Raw genomic sequence first — 19,206 nt, 5'->3', positions numbered from 1 at the left:
GCGCTACTGAATCGATAACCATAAAGCCAGTGCAAAACCGGCAATCAGCAGGCCGATCATCCTGCCCAAAGTTACCGAATAGCCACGGATCGTCAGTTGATGCTGCCGGTCCATTTGGCGGATCATCGGATACATCCGCCAAAAGAAAGTAGTGATGGTGATGATCAATGCTGCCATGCTGAGCAGTTTTAGTTCCGAATCACCGGCAATGAGAATCACGAGCAACAGCACCACAAAAATTAATTTTGTGCCCGCCACCCAATTGATCAGGTAACGAATAAGCCGGTGCAGTTCCGGATGTTGTTTCGATGCCTCATAGGCCTTGAATACCCCCAAAGCATTGCCTTTGGTAGAACCTGGGAAAAAATACAACAGGATAATATTGAGGGTTTCAAAAATTAAAAATACCCCAAGTGTGATGGTCAAAACAGTCATTGTCAAAAGGTGGTGGTTAACAACCCCAATATAGATTACTTAAAGATGATCTCATAGGCAGGCCAGCTGTTTTTAATGGTTTCAAGGTGCTGCGAGTTCATGAATCACACCTCAAAATTTACTTGATTTTCTGTGGTTCACAGCAGGCAGAAATTCAAACAGGTTTTGCGGGGAGTGTAAATCGGTTATCGCGCTATGAAGTTGGCTGGGCGGTAAAACAAATCAGCCTTTTGCGGTGTGCAAAAGGCTGATGCTTATTTTTCTCCCTTTTCAGGGAAGGAAATACTATTTAATATATTACCGACTGAATGCCGTGCGCAGGGATGCTAAGATCAATGGCCTGGTTTTCAATATACAAATGATAATCGATATCCATGTCGGATTGGTTCATTACCACGGTAACCATTTGATCATCCTTGTTCAGGAAGGACGTACTCAGCAGGTGGCTTCTGCTGGAAACGGTACTGATTCGTTTGGCACCTGGTCGGATAAATTTAGAAAAATGACCGATATAGTAATAGGAAGGGGTGAAGATCAGGCTTCCTTTTTTGGTGTCTGCGTGAACGGGGGCAAAGCAGAAGTTACCTACATGGTTTGGCCCGCCATTTTCATCCAAAAGAATATTCCAGTCGGTCCATCCCGCAGTTCCACGGTTGAAATCATTGATCATCGATTTTCCATAGCGTTCAGCATTGCCCCAGAACTGGTATTTTTGAGGGTCAAAAGCTTCGTTACAGCCTTCCGTAAAGAGCAATTTCTTATCAGGAAATGATTCCGACAGGTTGGTAAGGTTGCCCCACATCGGTTCTCCACCTGCCCAGTTTTCATACCAGTGGAAACCTGTTCCCCAGGCATATTTCGCTGCTTCGGGATCTTCAAAGATGGTATTGGCCCGTTGGTTGATCAGGTCCCGGTTATGGTCCCAAACCACGATATTTTTATCTCCAAGTCCTTCATTTTCAAGGACCGGCCCGAGGTGATTTTTCAGGAAGTCTCTTTCTTGTTCAGCGGTATAAATACAAGACTCCCATCGCTGTACGGCCATCGGTTCATTCTGAATGGTAATTCCCCAAAGTGGGATGCCTTCCGCTTCGTAGGCTTTGATAAATTTGGCATAATATTTTGCCCAGCTATCGTAATATTCCGGCAACAGGTGCCCGCCTTGCAGCATGTTTTTATTGTCTTTCATGAAAGCAGGAGGTGACCACGGGCTCGCGTAGATCATCAGTGGTTCTTTGGCGGTGGCCATTGCCCGCTTGATGGTCGGCAATCGTAATTGCTTGTCTTTTTCAATGCTGAAAGTTTTCAGTTCTTTGTCCCCCTCCTGAATATAGGTATAGCTGTTGGAGCTGAAATCACAACTGTGGATTGTGGTTCGCAAGAGGGAATACCGGATACCATCTTCAGAATAATAGGCGTTGAGTAACTCCTGCTGCTTGTCTTCAGGGAGTTTGGCCAGTACTTCTGCAGAGGCATCGGTAATTGCGCCACCAATACCGATAAACTCCTGAAATTGCTTTTGGGGGTTTACAAAGATATTGACACTCGCCTCGAGCGGTTGCGGCTCGGTATTGAAGGTCTGTTCGCCTTCAAAAGCCAATCGCTGATCGGACTTTTGAGCGGTGGTATAAACTTTGGCCGTTTTGCCTGCCACCTTGAATTTGATGGCAGCATTAAGGGTCGATTTATTTTCTTTGGGCTGGCAGCCAATCACTGCTGAACACAGCAACAGGGCAGCCCATAATTTAGGATATTTCATGTTAAATCGTTTAAGTTGAATGAGCATTTTGTCTGGATCATTTAAAAGACATAAGTGGCTACTGCACCGGGCAGCAGGCTGGTAACATAGGATTCGCCACCTACTGCTACATTAAAGTGTGTCTCTTCCTGGCTGTTGTTCATCACTAATAGGATCACGCTTCCATCTTCATTTTCGAAAGCCACATTGGGCAGCTTATTCGAGGTGTTGGAGTTGATGCGGTAAGCCCCGGGACGCACAAATTTTGATAAATGTGCAATAATATAGTAGGCGGGATTTCTGCTGACCTGATCGCCATTGATGGTCAGTGCACCAAGGCACTGATCGCAACCGCCTTCAGTGTGGGGTTCCAGGTTGGCATCGGCGGCCAGGTTCCATTCCAAGATCACCTCACACCAGTTTCTGCTTGCCCCGATGGTCACATTTTGGGTGTGCCATTGCAAATCTGCCGCAAAATCGCCCGGAGCACCCACCCATTGTTCTGTAAAATAGAGGGACTTTTGAGGAAAGGAAGCATGCAAACCTTCCAGCGCATTGATGTCGCCGGCGTACAAGTGGAATGCACTTCCTGCAACATATTTATTGGCCTCAGTATCTTTAAGAATATCCATTGGATAATCCACACGGTCGGCATTATGGTCATAGACAATCAGTTTGGTTTTCAGTCCGGCGCGTTCAAAGGCAGGGCCGAGGCTTTGCTTAACAAAGGCTGCCTGATCTTCCGCCTCCATATACATACTTGGATTATTTCCAGGATGCAACGGTTCGTTTTGAATCGTGATGGCGTCAATGTCAATACCATTTTTTGCCATTTCTTCCACATATCTTTGCAGGTACAGTGCATAGGCATCGTAAAAAACGGGCAGCAGGCTACCGCCTTTGGAGGCTTTGTTGGTTTTCATCCATATCGGCGCCGACCACGGAGAGCTGAGAAACTTGATCTCTGGGTTGATCTCCAGAATTTCTTTAAGCACTGGAATCAGGTATCGCTGGTCTTCCTTGAGGCTGAAATGACTCATGGATTCATCGGTTTGCCCTTCGGGGAGGTCATTGTAGGAGAATACTTTCTCGTCCAAATCCGATGCGGCAATACTCAGGCGCAGGTAACTAACACCGATGGCATTTTCTTCCTGTGGATCGAAAAGTTCCGTTAAAAGGGCTTTTCTTTTTCCTGCCGACATTTTCATCAGGTGCATCGCACTCCCCCCGGTCATGGTATAGCCGAAGCCTTGCATTTGCTGATAGCGCTCCTCTGCATGAATGTTGATGGTCTGAAAATTATTGTCTTTGGCAATATCAATCCCTGTTTCCTGTGGGCTGAACTGATTGGTTTGGTCAGGGGTGCTGAGGTAAAATTTTACCGACAAGGTTTCTGGTGGCGGCGGCAATATTATTGGCTCATCCTTCTGGCAGCCAAAATTGCCATAGCTTAAACAGCTGAACAATAAAAAACTTAAAAACAAATTCATCTTTCTCCTCTTCATATCATTAAAAATTGGGGTAGTGCAGGGATATTTTCAGTGGCCGCCAGTATTGGGTTTTGTCAAGATTTAAAAAACTATCACGAGAGAACCCCTCGCGATAGTTCTGATCTTGCATGGTCGTGCCAGCGAAAATACTTTACACCTTATTGTTCTGTGAAGGCGTATTGACCTGTTTGGTAATCTTCAGCCACTACAATACTTACTTCGTAACTGCCATCTTTGGTAATGTTCAGGAAGTTGTTACCCCCATTCACCGCTGTACCAGAAAGCTCGCCTTCCTTCCCATCCTGAGCACCAAACTGAATGGCCCATGGGGAGTTGATTTTAGAATCGAAATTGGCACTCAGGTCAGTTGTTACCCTAAAAGTGAAAGGGTGGGAGTAGGTCATCACGGCTTCAATACGGTCGTCCCATCCGCTGTTGGCATCATCCCAGTGGAACAGTTTGAGGTTGTAATAGGACCAATTGAATTTGGATACCGAGAAATCCAGCTCGAGCATATATGCCTGATCTCTTGCGACAGTCATGTTGGCTTCATCAGGAATCAGCGTGATGCCCTTATTCACCCAGTCCGCCTCAGGCGTTTGCGTTTCGCCGATCATTTCCAGGATAGAATAGCCGTCGCCACTGCCATCTTCGGCAGCATTGATGGTATAATTCACCCCTGTTTGCATTGCAATATATTGTGGTGCGGTGAAGGTGTTTTCGTCTTTGGTAAATTCAAATACTTTCACACCATCCGCAAAGAAATACAAATTGTCTGGTGCAGGCATTGGGTCTCCGCCGTTAGGGTCACGTTCATAAGTATAGGTGAATCCGTCCCCCGAAAGATCTACCGTAAATATAAACGCGCCCTTGGCATCGAATGGAATATCCATAAATTCAAGACCCTGGCCCTCTGCGTCATTTTCCATGACCAGCTCATTCGCTGTACCGACCACCTGCTTTATCAGGTAATCCCAGTCGCCATTCAGACGGAACACAAAACCTGCTTTCTGTAAGATGTTTATTTTGCCTTTGAAAACGCCATTTCCTTCATAGGCGATTGGTTCGTCTCCGCCCCATCCGCCTTCGATCGCATCACCAACCACCGAGAGGTGCTCGACTTTCATCAAATCGTAAGTCATGCTTTCAAGGTCTACTTTTATGCGGTACACACCGCTTTCTGCCACTGTAATGCCGTTGCCCCCTTTTTCAAGCGTGCCATCAGCACCACCGAATGCTACGGCAGGCGCGGAATTTCTATTGTAAAAGAAGAAGGCTTCATCGGCATTGAGTTGGTGATAAACCTCAAATTGATAACCAGGATTTCCGTCTGCTTCAAGCAGTCTTTTCAGGCTTGCCGCATTGGCCAATTGTTCTCCAACTTCTGTTGCTGTACCACCGATAAATAATTCGGTAGGCAGTTCTTCACTCACGAATCGCGTAAAGGTGATGGCCTTGCTGTCCATGCTGTTTTTGGACAGGGAAGAAGCCACGGCATACCAGGCAATTTTGGCTTCAGCTGCTACCGGAAATCCTGCAAGAGCGAGGGCATCGTCAATTTCCTTATGGGTTAATTTCAGGGAAAGGTCCGTGCCGGCATTGCCAGATTTTACGGCCAAAATTGGGTGGGACAAATCGCTACTTCCTGCGGTGTCGAGCACTACGCTGTAAGTGATGCCGTAGCCAGCGGTATTGCTTGCGGGTTCCCAGCTGAAATTGATCGCCGTGTTTGGGGTCTCCTCATTGAGGACAATTTTACTGTCGGCTTTTGGGCTTGTAGCCACAGGCTTGCTGAGGTCCCAGTTACCTACCGGATCCATGGTTTCTGTCGTACATGACAGCATCATGGTCATGGCGAGGAAATAAATATATATGATATGATTTCTCATGATTGATAATCTTGGGTTGTGAAAAGGGCAGGGCGGTTCTTTGGTTCAGGCGGGAGGCTTGAACCAGAGAAAAGATGAATATAAATCATGCCCTGCCTGAAAATTATTAAAGCGGATTTTGCTCCAAAGCGGCATTTCTGTCCAATTCATTTTGCGGAATTGGCAGTAATACTTTGGCTTCGGTCATGTTGTAAGCAGTAGGCTTTCCTGTGCGAAGATCAATCTCCACCAAATTATTCATGGTAGAAACCAATTTCCCGAATCTCTGCAAATCGTACCAACGCTGACCTTCATGCGCAAATTCCAGTCTTCTTTCCAGCAAGATTGCCGCATTCATATTTTCCTTGCTTGACATATCATCAGCGGTAAGTTCGGGCAGGTTTACCCTCGCACGGACTTGGTTGACCTCCGCAGCGGCAGCACTGATGTTGCCCAGCGCATTGAAGGCTTCGGCTTTCAGCAGGATCACGTCCGCGTAGCGTAAAATATACTGACGGTCAGCACTTGCCCAGCCACTGGCATTTTTTCTGCGGTAAGCAAAGGGAATGCTGCTGTTTGGGGTGTTGAACCAGTATTCATCCGACCAGCTGACTTCCTCGAAAAGTACCGTGTTGTTCTTGCGGATATCATCTCCCTGGGCATCATAGGCATTGATCAAATCATGGGATGGGGTTACAAACTTACGCCAGTCGTCGCCAGAGATTGATTTCGGCAGGTTCATTTGTGGCTCCCAGTTTCCGTCGGTTCCTTCAATAAACTGCACCTCCATAATGGACTCCTCATTGTTGAAATGCCCACCATCAAACAGGTGGTTAAAGTCGATGAGCTTATAGGCTGCTGCGCTGTTTTCTACCGTTTCGATGTACTTCAGCACCTTGTTGTAATCGCGGTTAGGGCTTTGTGCTTCGGCCTTTGCCGCAAGAGCTGCCGCCGCCCCTTTTGTCGCACGTGCTTTATCAATCATGGCACTTTCATAACGCTCAGGGAGCATGTCAATGGCCATTTGTAAATCTGTCGCAATCTGAGCATAAACGTCTTCGGCAGCGGCACGTGGCAGGTTGGTCTTTTCCGGATCAGCGGATTTCGTCATCTCCAAAACCAAAGGTACGCCACCGTATAACCTCACCAAATTAAAGTAGTGATAAGCACGGAGAAAGTAGGCTTCGCCCAAAATCTGATTTTTACGCTCCTCGGATAATTTTGGATCCTCCACCTTTGGGGCATATTCCAAAACCACATTGGCTTTCAGAATGGCATTGTAGATTTCACTCCAGGCTTTGTTTACCCGCCCGTTGGTTGGGGAGGTCGTGAGCAGGTCGTATTCGAATACTTCAGGGTTATCGCCTCCGGCATAGAAATTATCCGACCGAACATCACCCAAAAGGATGTTGTCCCATACGTAGTAATCGGTGGTCTGAAACGACTCGTAAGCACCGTTGAGTGCCGCCTCAATTTGCGGAGCGGAATTGTACCCGTTCTCTACGGTATCTTCGGAGATTGGAGTGAGCTCCAGGAAATCGTTACAAGAGGATGCTGAAAAAGCGATCAACAATCCTAAAAGATATGATTTAATAGGTTTTAAGTTCATCATCAGGAAGTTTAAAAAGTTACATTAAGACCAATGATCAGGCTTCGCGATTGTGGGAAAGTTCCGTAATCGATGCCCTGAACGGTATTGCTTCCGCCAAAGGCGTTCACCTCAGGGTCAAAGCCTGAGTAGTTTGTCCAGGTGAACAAGTTCTCTCCGGTAACATAGACTCTCAGTCCTGAGATACTTGCAGGGTCGAGCCATGATGCTGGGAAGTTGTAGCCTAAAGTCAGGGCTTTAATTCTCAGGTAAGAGGCGTCCTCCACAAAGCGGTCGGAAATTCTTGAATTGTCACGATTTCCCCATGATGCTTTCGGGATGTCTGTAATGTCGCCTTCTTTTCTCCATCGTCTTAATACCGCTGAGGTCTGGTTTTTAGGGTCCGTCATGCCTTCCGTATCAAATCGGGTAGCGTTGAGCATATCGCGTCCCTGCGCCCCTTCAATGAACATCATCAAACTCCAGCCCTTGTAGCTAACCGTGTTGGTCATCCCGTAGATGAAATTAGGGTTGGCATCACCAATAATCTCCCGGTCTTCGGGGGTAGGGGTGAAGGTCGTTTCACCTTCTTTGGTGAGGTAATAGGCGTTTCCTGTTTTTGGATCTACGCCCGCATAGCGATAGCCATAAATGCTACCAAGCGGCAAACCTTCCTGTACAAGAATTGCGGCACCACGACCGGCAATTTGTCCTTCGTACATGTCATCGACCAGGGAGATGACTTCATTTCTGTTGAAAGAGATATTGAAATCAGTATTCCAGCTTACAGCTTTGTCGATGTTCAGTGTACCGATGTTAAACTCAATACCCCTGTTTTGCAGTTGCCCAACATTGCGCCATGCGCTGTTGAAACCGGTACTGGTAGGCAGAGGACTTTGTAGCAACAGGTCGCGGGTATCTTTTTGGTAAGCATCTGCTGTAACTCTCAGGCGACCATTGTAAAGGGCCAGGTCAAGTCCAACATTTATCTGCTCAGATTCTTCCCATTTCAGGGATCGATTTTCCAGCGATGAAGGGTAGGTGCCCGGCTGTGAGCTTCCGCCAATAGGATAGCCATTGTTGGAAGAACCGATCAGTCCGCGAGATGCATAAGGGCTACCAATTTGGTCATTTCCTACAATACCCCAACCTGCACGAAGTTTTAGGTCAGAGATCACCTGTACATCTTTAAGGAAGGCCTCTTCGGAAATTCGCCAGCCTGCCGAGGCAGAAGGGAAATACCCCCAACGCTGGTCTTGACCGAAAATGCTTGATGCATCAGCTCTAAAGTTGACCGTTAGCAGGTAGCGGTCGGCAAAGCTGTAGTTTACCCGGCTCATCAAAGAGACATTGGATTTTTCAGATTTGCGGGCATCGGCAGCAGTAATGACAGCACCTGCGTTTGGCGTCTGGATGTTTCCTCCCGAGAATTTACGTCGTTCGATATGGGTGCTTTCCCAGTTCCATTTCTGAATGACTGAACCGGCAAGGAAGTCGAGCTGATGTTTCTTGATGGAAGTGTTGTACTTCAGGATATTTTCAAAAGTGAAGTAACCATTATTGTTTGTTGAGTTAATCCCCTGACCTTCGAGTGCACGGCCATAGCTGGTGCTGAAAGGATCCAGGAAGTAATCGTAAACATCATTATTATTGTCGATACCAAAATTCGTACGGAAGCTCAGCCCTTTTACCAACTGCAATTCGGCATACACATTGGCCAGCATGCGCTGATTACTGTAACCACGAACTGGGGCGTCGGTATGTGCCAAAGGGTTTTCCCAGTTCTGAAGGGGGTTACTGGTATAAGTGCCATCGGGATTTTTCACACCGATGATGGGCGGCGTAGAAAGGCTCCCCAGAATGACCCCTCCCTGATTAACATCGAGGTTGTCCTTGACATCCACATCTGAATAGCTCGTATAGGCCATTCTTGTACCGACCTTCAGCCATGAGGTAACTTCCTGATCGAGGTTGATCTTGAAGTTGGCCCGTTGCATTTCCGAGGTGCGTACCACACCGGTCTGATCGAGGTAACCGCCAGAAAAGTAATAGTTGGTTTTATTGCTTTTTCCTGAAACCGATACCTGATAGTTTTGGCTGTAACCCTTTTGAAAAACTTTGTTTTGCCAGTCGGTATTTTCCTGATATTTATCCCATTCGGTATTCTGCCCCATCTCCGTCATCAGGTCGCGGTATTGCTCACCGTTAAGCACTTTCTGCATTTTCCACACTTCCGCCACACCGGCGTAGGTGTCAAATGTAACTTGCGGACGGTCGGTATTTCCTCTTTTTGTAGTGATTAAAACCACCCCGTTGGAGCCTTGCGAGCCATAAATTGCTGCTGAAGAAGCATCTTTCAGTACCGTAACATTTTCGATATCTGCCGGATTCAGCGCGCGGGTGTCCTGTGTGGGTACACCATCTACTACATACAATGGCTCACTGCCAGCGTTAATCGAGTTCGTCCCACGAATACGAATACGGAAACCTTCAGAAGGCTTTCCCGAGCTGGACAACACCTGAACACCGGGTGCTTTTCCCTGAATAAGGGCACCAATTTGGGTATTGGCACGGGCCTTCATATCCTCGGCGCCAACCATGGCAACCGCGCCCGTCACATCTTTTTTCGCCTGTGTGCCATAACCTATAACCACCACCTCGTTGAGTCCGATGACGCTGGTTTCCATTTTCACTTTTAATGAAAGCTGACCCGTGTAAGCTGCTGTTTTTGTCTTCATCCCGATGGATGAAAAACGAAGACTGTCCCCCACTTCAAGCACTACAGGGAAGGTGAACTTCCCGTTCATGTCAGTGATGGTCCCTTCCGTATCGCCAATTTTCTGGATTGTAACGCCGGGTAATGCTTCCCCATTATTGTCGGTAACTTCTCCGTTTAATTTCGATTGAGCCCTAAGTAAAGAAGGCGCAAATAAAAGCGTAAGAAATAAATACGCCGCTATGCACCGCAAAAAATTTGGTGCTTTTATGGTAATCATCTCCATAAGATATAATAGGTTTAGTAAAGCTTCAATACAAAGTGTGTGCACAGTCACGCCGCATTGAAATTAAAAAATGAAGCAGGTCGAAGCGCGCTATGCTTCTTCTGCATTCGTCATGATCGAAGGTAAAAGACTTTTACAGGCCAAATGGAGATGATGAACAAAAAAGTGGATAAATATAAAGCGTGTTAAATGTTAAGTGATTGAAAATAAATAGGTTAATGAAGTGTTGCTCCGGTGTAAAAGTGGATGTCTTTCATCAAAAAACAGCCACTTCTTTTTCCTTTTCGAGCGTGTTCGATGATTTTTTCGTGCCGATTTTCATAATTTCATCCTCAAAATTTTCTTTGGGCACCATGGTTTTCTTCTTGACCTTTGCGCGGTAGTTGTAAATCGTGTGAACGGAGTAGCGTAACAGCTTGGCGATTTTTCCGCTGTCCTGAATACCGAGGCGGATCAGGGCGAAAATGCGCAGCTCACTGTTGAGCTGCTCGCCTTGCTTTGGTTCAAACTGATTTTCCGGAAGCATCAGTGCATTAAACTCGGTCACAAAATTGGGGTAAATCTTCAGGAAGGTGCGGTCAAAATTCTCATAAAAAGCTTTGATCTCTTCCTCAAGAAAATCCGGGTCGGAAAGCTCCCTCACAAGCTGGGCTCCTTTTTTATTGCTGACCAGTTTTTTGGCGTACTTGCGCTGTTCATCGAGCTTATCAATGTAGTCGGAGCAAATTTTGAAAAAGTTGCCAATATACTGCTCTTTGATATGATCAGACTCTGAAAGCGCTTCAAAAAGTTGGTTCAGGTGTTCGTTACTTGCCGCCAAATCGTGGTTAAGCTGTTGCAGTCGAGCATTGGACCGCTCCAGTTTTTTCTTTGTCAGCCGAACTTTCCGAACCTGATAATAGAGCAACATCAAAGCCGCACAGATGAGGGCGATCAAAAATATGGTGAGGTATAACATCTGGCGCAAGTGCTGCTTTTGCCGTTCAGTTTCGAGCTGATAGGCGGCAGAAATCAAAGGCTCAATATTGGAGACCTCCACCTGACGAAGCTTGGAATTAAAATATTCGGCATCTTTCAGGGAGCATTTAATCAGCTGATAGGCGAGTTCCACGCGGCCTTCATTGAAATACAGGCCCGCCAGTGTAGCCATGGCGGCATTGTCCTTTACTGCTCCTTTAAGGTCTGAAATTGCCGACGCTATCAGGAAACACTTTTGCTTTTCAGTATTCTGTTCCAGTTCATAACTCTGCGATCGCGTAAAAGCCGCCTTGGAATAGGCCCGACTGCCAGAATCAAACATTTTTAAAATCTGTGTATTGATCCTGCGGCAGTCCATGAGTTGGCGCGCATCGAGGTATTGTCCTTCCTGCACCACAAGGTAATCGTAGGAGGAAAGGCTCGCAAGTTGTTTCACACTGTCGCCATACTGCAAATGCAGGGCTTCATAACGCTTTTTCTCTTCGGGCAGGTAGCCATAGAACCACAGGTCACCATAAATTTTATGGCAAACTTTCAGATATTGAAGCCTGATCTCGGGATTGTCGGTTTGGCTATGGGTTCTTTTTACCACATTAAGGGCCTCCTGCGGACGGCCAGAAACGGCCAAAAGCATGGCCAAATCGAGCTGTGCTTCTAAAATGCTGTTAGGATCTTTGATCTGTCTGGCCATGCGGTTGGCTTGCTGAACATAAACCATGGCCGAATCAAAAACAAACGCTTCATAGGCCAAACCGATTTCTCGGTACAGCCAATATTGCTTCATGGGATGGTTGGTCCGCTCAAGACGCTGCTTGAGCAGGCCGATTTCACTGAGCTTCTGCAGCTCATATTTGGGCTGCTGATCCATGACTTCCAAAAGCTTGGGGAGCAGCTCTTCAGAGGATTGTGCCTGAACGGGAGAAAACATCAATACAGGACACAGGAGTAAAAAAAATAATTGTAGTTGCTTATTCATAGGCGAAAAAATGAATTTGTATTTAAAAATAGTCTATTTTGATTAATCTCAAAGGATATAATAAAAAAAGGCCATAAATCGCTGGATGCAAATTTATGACCTTTACATAAAAATTAAACGATGTCGCAGGATTTATATTGCAATTAGTTTTAAGGTGATCACGCCTCCTTTGTGGTGAATTTGAAGGTAGTACATTCCTGCTGCCAAAGGCGAGCGCAAGAAGATTTCCCGTTCTCCAGTAAGTAAGCATCCCTGGGTAACCTCCCGGCCGTGCTGGTCAAACAAAATATATTGGTTAAGCCCATGCGATAAATTGGTCAGTGTAATTTTTTGACCACGTATAGGGTTTGGGCTAATCACCACAGGCTTACTTTCAGCGAGGCCTGTTCTTAGGTTCTCCTCAACAGGCACGAGAGTAAATAATACCTGATCTGAAATGGTTGCTGGGCCAAGAATGATGTTCGCGCCATTCTCATTGGCTTGCGGACCGATAAATCGGCCACTCTTGACGGCCAACAAAGTTACGAAATCACCTTCGGTCTGAATATCCCACTGCTGATTTTCATTATAGGAATCTGCCCATTGCTGAAGTTGATTCCCATATCCAATGCCCCCGTCTCGTACATCCAAAGCCTTTCCGCTGTGGTGGGCAATGATTTTGTAATGGCCGTCTGCCTGTTTACTGACTTCCCACTGCTGGTTAGAATTTTGGCTATATTCCCATTGCTGAATACCAGCACCATCATGAAGAGACCTATCGCTAACATCAATTGCCTTGCCACTTTGTTTGCTGATAAAGGCATACAAACCATCTGGAATAGTGCCCGCAACGGGTGCCTGCAGGGTGCTTGCCTGAATTTGGGGAGCCCAAGCGGAGTTCAGGCCATTGCGTTCAGTCCTTATTCTGAGTTCATAGGTGGTGGAGTGGGGGAGGCCGTTAATTTTGTGCGTGCTCAAACTCCCGCCAAGGTCAACACTTTGCCAACTGCCGCCCAATTCCCGATACTGAAGCAGGAAAGCATCTGCAGGGGTATGATCCCATACAAGGGAAAGGGAAGAAGAGGTTTGGCTCACTACCTGAAAATTTGAAGGGCTAATGGGGGCAGGAATTGTAACCTCAGAGGTGTGGAACTGAAACCAATTGAGATTTCCTATACTGCTGCCACCTCGGAAAGTAAGGTAGAGGTCCTGCACTCCTTCAACCACCACGGAAGCTTCTACGGTTTGCCAGCTTTGCCAACCGCCCGTAGGCTTGAGCTCCACACTGCCAACTACTGGCCCATGGTCGCTGCCTGTTCTAAAATCCACCCATTTTCCATCCTCACTATTATTGGCATACCTTAAAGCAACTGAGGCAGCCCCATTGGCAAAATCCATTTTTTTATAATACAGAAAATCTCCCTCATCAAGGTATCCAACATTTTGGCCGCCGCCGACATCGGAGCAGGCTTCCAGTTGGGTCCCTTGCTGGTGGTCATACTGTTCAGCCTCATTTTGCACAAAAGCATCCCTGATGATTTCCTCCTGATCCGTATCGCCGTCCCATTTGAAGGTGGCCACAGAATTGCCTTCGAGAATGTAACTGAAGTGTTTGTTGCCCCAAACGACCCGAATTGTTTTTGCCTGACTATGCCCATTATGCACCAGCAGTGCCTTGGTGCCATCAGGGTTTATCGCCCCAACGTTACTCAGTTGGCTGTCTTGTGATGACGAGTGAATGATTCTTGCTCCAGCATTCACCATCGTGGATATTTGGTGGATGATATAATAAGAAACATTTCGTTGGTATTGACCATCCTGGACCGTAACTGCACCGAGGCATTCTGTGCAACCTCCAGGGGTCCGGGGACCGTGATCAGCAAAAGATGCCAAATTCCATTCGATAACCGTTTTGGCATAATTTCGCAGCGAACCAACGACAATATTCTGGGTATGCCATTTTAAATCTGCGGAAAAATCCCCTGCAACATCCGTATATTGCTCGGTAAAATACACATTCTTATTGGTGGCATTGTGCACCGTCGACATGGCCGAGATATCCCCGCCATAAAGGTGAAAAGCCGCACCATCGACATAGCTGCTGCCATTAAGCACTGATATAGGGTAACTGGTGTTATCGCAATTATGATCAAAAGCAATAATCTTGGTATCGAGTTGATGAGCTGCCAGTTTTGGTCCCAAGTGGTGATCAATAAAATCAAGCTGTTGCTGTGCATTCATCAGCATGCTGGGCTCGTTCCACGGGTTTTCAGGCTCATTTTGTGGCGTAATAGCCCAAACTTCTAAACCTTCCTGCTTCATCAACTGAAGGTACTTGACGAAATAATTTGCATAGGCGGCATAGTAATTTGATGCCAGTGAACCACCAATCCAGGCGCGATTGGTTTTCATCCAGGTGGGTGCGGTCCATGGGGTTGCTAACAGCTTTACAGAGGGCTGAATCTGCTTTATTTTTTTAAGAACAGGAAGCAGATACTGAGCATCAGGACCTTGAAAACTGAAGTGCTCCATATTGACATCACCATCCACTTCATTGTAAGAATAGGTAGAGTTGCTTAAATCAGAGGCGCCAATACTGATTCTGACCACCGTGTTGTTGCCCTGCTCAGGGCCGAAAAATTCCTCAAGTAAAGTCAATTGTTTATTCTCAGGAAGGCTCATGATCGCCTCTGCACTTCCCTGGGTAAGCGCAAAGCCAAAACCATCAATCACCTGCTCCTGCTGCTGATCATTAACAGTAATGAGCGCATTTCCACTTCCTTGTCCATCTTGAAAAGCAAGACTGAAATCAGCAAGTTCATGACTTCGGTTACCCGTGGTAAGGATACCCTGAACATTTTGAGCGAAACTGCGATGAGTGAGACAGCCAAGGAATGACAGCGTGCAAAGCAGGTATAAGTAGAGATTTGTTAAAAAGTGTTTCATGAAAATTATTTTGGGTGAAAAAAATGTTTACTGAAGATAGATGGATCCCTTTAAGGTATCAATGAGAGGTTGATACCGCTAAATAAATGGTGAACACTAAAGGCGGATTTTAAGGCGTGTTGAGCGATTTTCCACAAAAAAAAGTGGATCAAAAGTGGATTTGAAGTTTAGCCTATCAGCAGTCTGTTGGCCAAAATAAAGGGACGAGCTGATTCCCGCTCAAGTCATGCTCCGAGGTAGCCTGTCGAAAATACGGCATCACCCCAATCAAAAACATAATTTCTACCGCCGTAGGGAAGTTGCATGCAACGCCGTACTGACTAAGCACAAGTTTACATCATCGGCATGTGCCACGATGGCTGATTTAAGAACGCCATAACGGAAATCGCGGGTGGATGCAATATTAATGGAGAAGCACTTTTCATTGAGTGATAAAAAGCTATATTGCAATTGCTATTATTTTTCCGAAATACATTTAAATTTTTTCACTTTACAATTTTTATCTTTCCTATGGCAACAACCTATAATATATCGGCAGATCAGGTTTCGAACTTTGTACAACGAACCGGCAAGTTTCCAAAAATACTGATAGTAGTGCTTGTTTCAGTGCTCTTGCTGGTTAATGGACAAATGTACCTGATGCTTTCTGAATCAACGCCACCCTTGCTTTTAGCCTGTACGTTGAGCACCACCTCATTGCTGTCGATAGGCGTAGTGTGGGGCATCCACTTGAAGAAACGTGCAACCTTGAGCCGTGTGGCAGCTGGTTTTTATGTAAAAATGACGGAGGATAAAATCATGACAGATTTTAGGGTTGAGGATGGTGAAGGTGGTTTCTATGCGGTAAATAATCGCAGTGCGCCCTTCGTTTCAAAAATTATCCCTTTGGATCGAATCAGTAAAGCCTCCATGAAGGATGGTAACCTCGTGTTGTCTGTAGACGGGGATTTAACCAGCAAAATGGTTATTCCGCAGGAAGTAACCGGCTTTGAGGAACTTGAAAGAATCCTAAAAAATGCAGCATTGCAAACGGCCTGATCTTGTAGGCGGGCAGTAAATCAAACTGAAAATAAGATGAACAGAATATTCTTGACTTTGGCGGTAATTTTCACCTGTCAGTTAGCGAATGGGCAATCAAAAAATTTTATTGATCAGCCTTATTTAGAAACAACAGCAAAGGTGGATTCACTGGTTAAGCCTGACATCATATATTTAGATATATTATTAGATGAAAAGGATAGTAAAAACAGAACTTCTGTAGAGGTACTTGAAAATTCAATGGCGGCAAAGTTATCGGATTTAGGCATTGACTTAGAGACGCAATTAACGCTATCTGATTTGGCAAGTAATTTCAAAAAGCATTTTTTAAAGCAAAAGGATGTTTTAAAAAGTAAAGCCTATAAGCTTAAAGTTTTTGATGCTCAAACGGCTGGGAAAGTCATCGTCGAACTTGAAAATATTGGCATCTCAAATGTATCACTCGACAAAACAGAATTTTCTAAAATTGAAGCCTTAAAACTGGCCTTAAAATCAAAGGCAGTGCGTAAGGCTAAGCTTCAAGCAGAATACCTGGTAGCACCATTAAATCAAAAAATTGGTGGGGCTTTATTCATCACTGATAAATACGACTTAGATTATCAACGCACTTTGAACGAGGTTGTAGTAGGGGGTATAGTTCAAAGGGTAGACCCCAAAAAGCACCGAAACCCGTAGCGATTGAATTTAAACCCATGAGAGTGGTAACAGAAGTAACCGTTAAATTTAGAATTGATTAAAAATACGCTTTACTATTTCCGTAATCACAAAAAATTAACCCCTGCATTTTGAGGGGTTAATTTTTTTGTTCAGTGGGTAGAGATGGAAAAAACTTCCTGTCTTTGCCAATTCAATATTCTTAACTAAAATTAAGGCTGAAAGCGTGTTTTAATCTTACTGCATATTCAGTTGATTTTGAATTTTCATCATTGATAGTGATGCCATCAATCAACATACCCCTGCATCTGGGCTGTCGAATATTTCCGTCCCTACGGCGGTAGAAATCCTGTTTTTTATTAGCGTGATGGCATATTTCCGACAGGCTTCATCTCTGCTACCATATGCCAAATTTTCGTTGTGAGTTTTAAGCGTGATTTGCATCCTGATAGAAATAATAGGCGTTGCCATTTTTCAATATTTCGCATGCTGAATTTACTGAATGAGGGCTGCTAACGGTCGTATTGCCCATTTTTTGTCATCTGTTGTTCAATAGTTGAACAGCTTGCGCTAAGCAACACTTCGCCTTCCCTGATCAATTGAAACTGTTCCTGATCAGTCATTCGCATTTCTACCTCCTGGCGGTCAGGGGCGGTGGTTTCTACCAGAAAATGTACAGGGGAAAGGGTCAGTAAATGATAATTCTGTATTTGAAGATTCAACTTTTCTTCGATCAAATATTGCAGGTATGTTTTTAAAGGGAAAATCATTTGGTATCCTATTTTTGTTTCGATACAAATGTATTCTACCTAAGGGAAGTGTAATTGCACTGAGCCTTATCAAACCCATAAAACCACCACCTTCAAAAAAAAGTGGCTGAGGATCAAGAAACCCGCAGCCACTTTTTTTAATTGATGTTGGTTATCCCTCCACGGTATCAGATTGTTGTTGGCTGATCAGTGAAATAGGCTCCCGTTTTTCAAGGTAAATCATCAGGTTTTCTGGGAAAACCGTGAAAGCAAAACGTTCGGTTACCGCCTCGGCAGGCACGGCCAAACCAATCTCAAAATTTTTGAGAATTGCCACGAGCGCCATGCCAATTTCATAAATGGCGAGCTGTTTGCCAGGGCAGAATCTCGCCCCAGCGCCAAAAGTTTTGATCACCGAAGGGTCGTGCGTGCTGTGGTACGGACAGGTGCCGAGCCAGCGTACAGGACGAAATGCCTTCGCATCTGTAAAGTAAGTATCCGAAGTGTTGGCGACCTTGTTTTGCATCATTACGGTCATTCCTTTTGGGATGGTCAAGCCCTCGACCGTTACTTCCTCAAGCGCTTCCATATACAGGTTCGGAGTCACAGGCATCACCCGCAAAGACTCCTGAATCACGGCATTCAGGTAGGGCATCTGATCGATTTGCTCCATGCTCACGGGCTGAGTTTCTTTGCCAAGGGTTTGGTCTATTTCATGAACGAGCTTCTGGAGATCATCGGGAGATTTCAGTAACTCAAAAATCGTCCATGAAATGGTGTTTGAGGTCGTGTCTTCGCCAGCCAGAAGCATGGTAAATACATTCCCGAAAACCTCTTCTTCAGTCATTTCAGCCTTGACCATCTGTTGGGCAATGAGGTTTTCCAGAAAATTTTGAGGATGCTCACAACGTTCTGGCTCATGCTCCATCAGGTGCTTTGTTTTACGGATCAGGCCATCGATATAAATTTTGAGTTCTTTTACAGCCTTATCAAGCTGTCGGTCTTTGCCCTGCTTGTAAATTTTCCAGAAGGGTAACGGACTGGTAATACGCTCATTGATCATCGGGAAGATGTGTTGCAAATATTGCTGAATCACATCATCGGTATCTTCGAGGGTATTGCTGTCGTGGCCAAAAGCAATAATGGTGGTGATGTCAATGGTAAAACGCATCATCTCTTTTTGCAGATCGATGGGTTTCTGAGGGTCCTGCTTTGCCCATCGGTCCATGAGTCTTTGGGTGATTTTTTCCAACACAGGAAAATAACTTTTCACCGATTTCATGTTCAGTGCCTGCACCGTCAGCCGCCTTTGCTTCCGCCACGGTTCGCCCTCAGCGGTGAATACCCCCGTAAGCCCCATTTCACCTACCACCTGGTCAATTTTATGGAATCTTCTGAAAAACCGAGGCCTGAGCTTCAGGATTTCGGCATTCATTTTTTCATTTGTACTGACGATAAACCACTGGTTGACGAGCCTTATCTTAAAGCATTCGCCACTTTCAGCAGCCCATTGCTCAAGAATGAGGTGTTTGTTTTCATCCTGAAATTCGGACATATTGCCCGTGAGCCAGTTGGATTTGGGCTGAGGAAGGTCCTTCCAAAAAATGGGGCTTGACATACTGTTATTATTTTAGGTTGGTGTTTAGTTGTTTGAATTTAGTCAAAATAAAAGCAAGTTCTATATAATTTTATTTTTTAGCCGCCAGCGGTACTTTCAGGGGGGGAAGGAAAAAATATCAAAAATTATTTCACAGAATCAAAAAAA

The 19,206-nt window shown here is 45.4% G+C and carries 12 protein-coding genes; 2 read left to right on the top strand and 10 right to left on the bottom strand.

Annotated features, from left to right (window positions below; genetic code table 11):
* Positions 1-3: 3 nt before the first annotated feature.
* The 8 genes from AABK40_RS14540 to AABK40_RS14505 form a co-directional block, all read right to left on the bottom strand.
* Positions 4-435, bottom strand: a complete 432-nt coding sequence (locus tag AABK40_RS14540) for a hypothetical protein (protein WP_338398415.1) — start codon at positions 433-435, stop codon at positions 4-6.
* Positions 436-724: 289 nt separating this feature from the next.
* Positions 725-2,194: a glycoside hydrolase family 30 protein gene (locus tag AABK40_RS14535; protein ID WP_338398414.1), complete on the bottom strand. Its 1,470-nt coding sequence runs from the start codon at positions 2,192-2,194 to the stop codon at positions 725-727.
* Between the two features lie 41 nt (positions 2,195-2,235).
* The gene (locus AABK40_RS14530) at positions 2,236-3,678 is read right to left on the bottom strand and encodes a glycoside hydrolase family 30 protein (protein WP_338398413.1); all 1,443 of its coding nucleotides are present in this window, start codon (positions 3,676-3,678) and stop codon (positions 2,236-2,238) included.
* Between the two features lie 143 nt (positions 3,679-3,821).
* A complete protein-coding gene (locus AABK40_RS14525; RefSeq protein ID WP_338398412.1) occupies positions 3,822-5,552 on the bottom strand; it encodes a SusE domain-containing protein in 1,731 nt (576 codons plus the stop codon).
* Positions 5,553-5,658: 106 nt separating this feature from the next.
* Entirely contained in the window at positions 5,659-7,143 is a 1,485-nt protein-coding gene (locus AABK40_RS14520) for a RagB/SusD family nutrient uptake outer membrane protein (protein WP_338398411.1), read from the bottom strand.
* A gap of 8 nt (positions 7,144-7,151) precedes the next feature.
* Positions 7,152-10,121, bottom strand: a complete 2,970-nt coding sequence (locus AABK40_RS14515) for a SusC/RagA family TonB-linked outer membrane protein (RefSeq protein WP_338398410.1) — start codon at positions 10,119-10,121, stop codon at positions 7,152-7,154.
* 256 nt (positions 10,122-10,377) lie between these two features.
* Complete coding sequence (locus tag AABK40_RS14510) at positions 10,378-12,075, bottom strand: DUF6377 domain-containing protein (protein ID WP_338398409.1); 1,698 nt, start codon at positions 12,073-12,075, stop codon at positions 10,378-10,380.
* 132 nt (positions 12,076-12,207) lie between these two features.
* Positions 12,208-15,000, bottom strand: a complete 2,793-nt coding sequence (locus AABK40_RS14505) for a carbohydrate-binding protein (RefSeq protein ID WP_338398408.1) — start codon at positions 14,998-15,000, stop codon at positions 12,208-12,210.
* Positions 15,001-15,510: 510 nt separating this feature from the next.
* Here AABK40_RS14505 and AABK40_RS14500 point away from each other — a divergent pair.
* Together AABK40_RS14500 and AABK40_RS14495 are read left to right on the top strand one after the other, a co-directional pair.
* Complete coding sequence (locus AABK40_RS14500) at positions 15,511-16,038, top strand: hypothetical protein (protein ID WP_338398407.1); 528 nt, start codon at positions 15,511-15,513, stop codon at positions 16,036-16,038.
* 36 nt (positions 16,039-16,074) lie between these two features.
* Entirely contained in the window at positions 16,075-16,713 is a 639-nt protein-coding gene (locus AABK40_RS14495; RefSeq protein ID WP_338398406.1) for an SIMPL domain-containing protein, read from the top strand.
* A gap of 491 nt (positions 16,714-17,204) precedes the next feature.
* Here AABK40_RS14495 and AABK40_RS14490 read toward each other — a convergent pair whose 3' ends face one another.
* The gene (locus tag AABK40_RS14490) at positions 17,205-17,462 is read right to left on the bottom strand and encodes a hypothetical protein (RefSeq protein WP_332921246.1); all 258 of its coding nucleotides are present in this window, start codon (positions 17,460-17,462) and stop codon (positions 17,205-17,207) included.
* Between the two features lie 151 nt (positions 17,463-17,613).
* Positions 17,614-19,059, bottom strand: a complete 1,446-nt coding sequence (locus AABK40_RS14485) for a cytochrome P450 (protein WP_332921247.1) — start codon at positions 19,057-19,059, stop codon at positions 17,614-17,616.
* Between the last annotated feature and the right edge of the window lie 147 nt (positions 19,060-19,206).

The organism is Persicobacter psychrovividus (assembly GCF_036492425.1).
In the GTDB taxonomy this organism is placed as follows: Bacteria; Bacteroidota; Bacteroidia; order Cytophagales; family Cyclobacteriaceae; genus Persicobacter; species Persicobacter psychrovividus.
The sequence above is the reverse complement of the archived record's forward strand: the minus strand, read 5'-3'. Positions and strand labels throughout refer to the sequence as shown.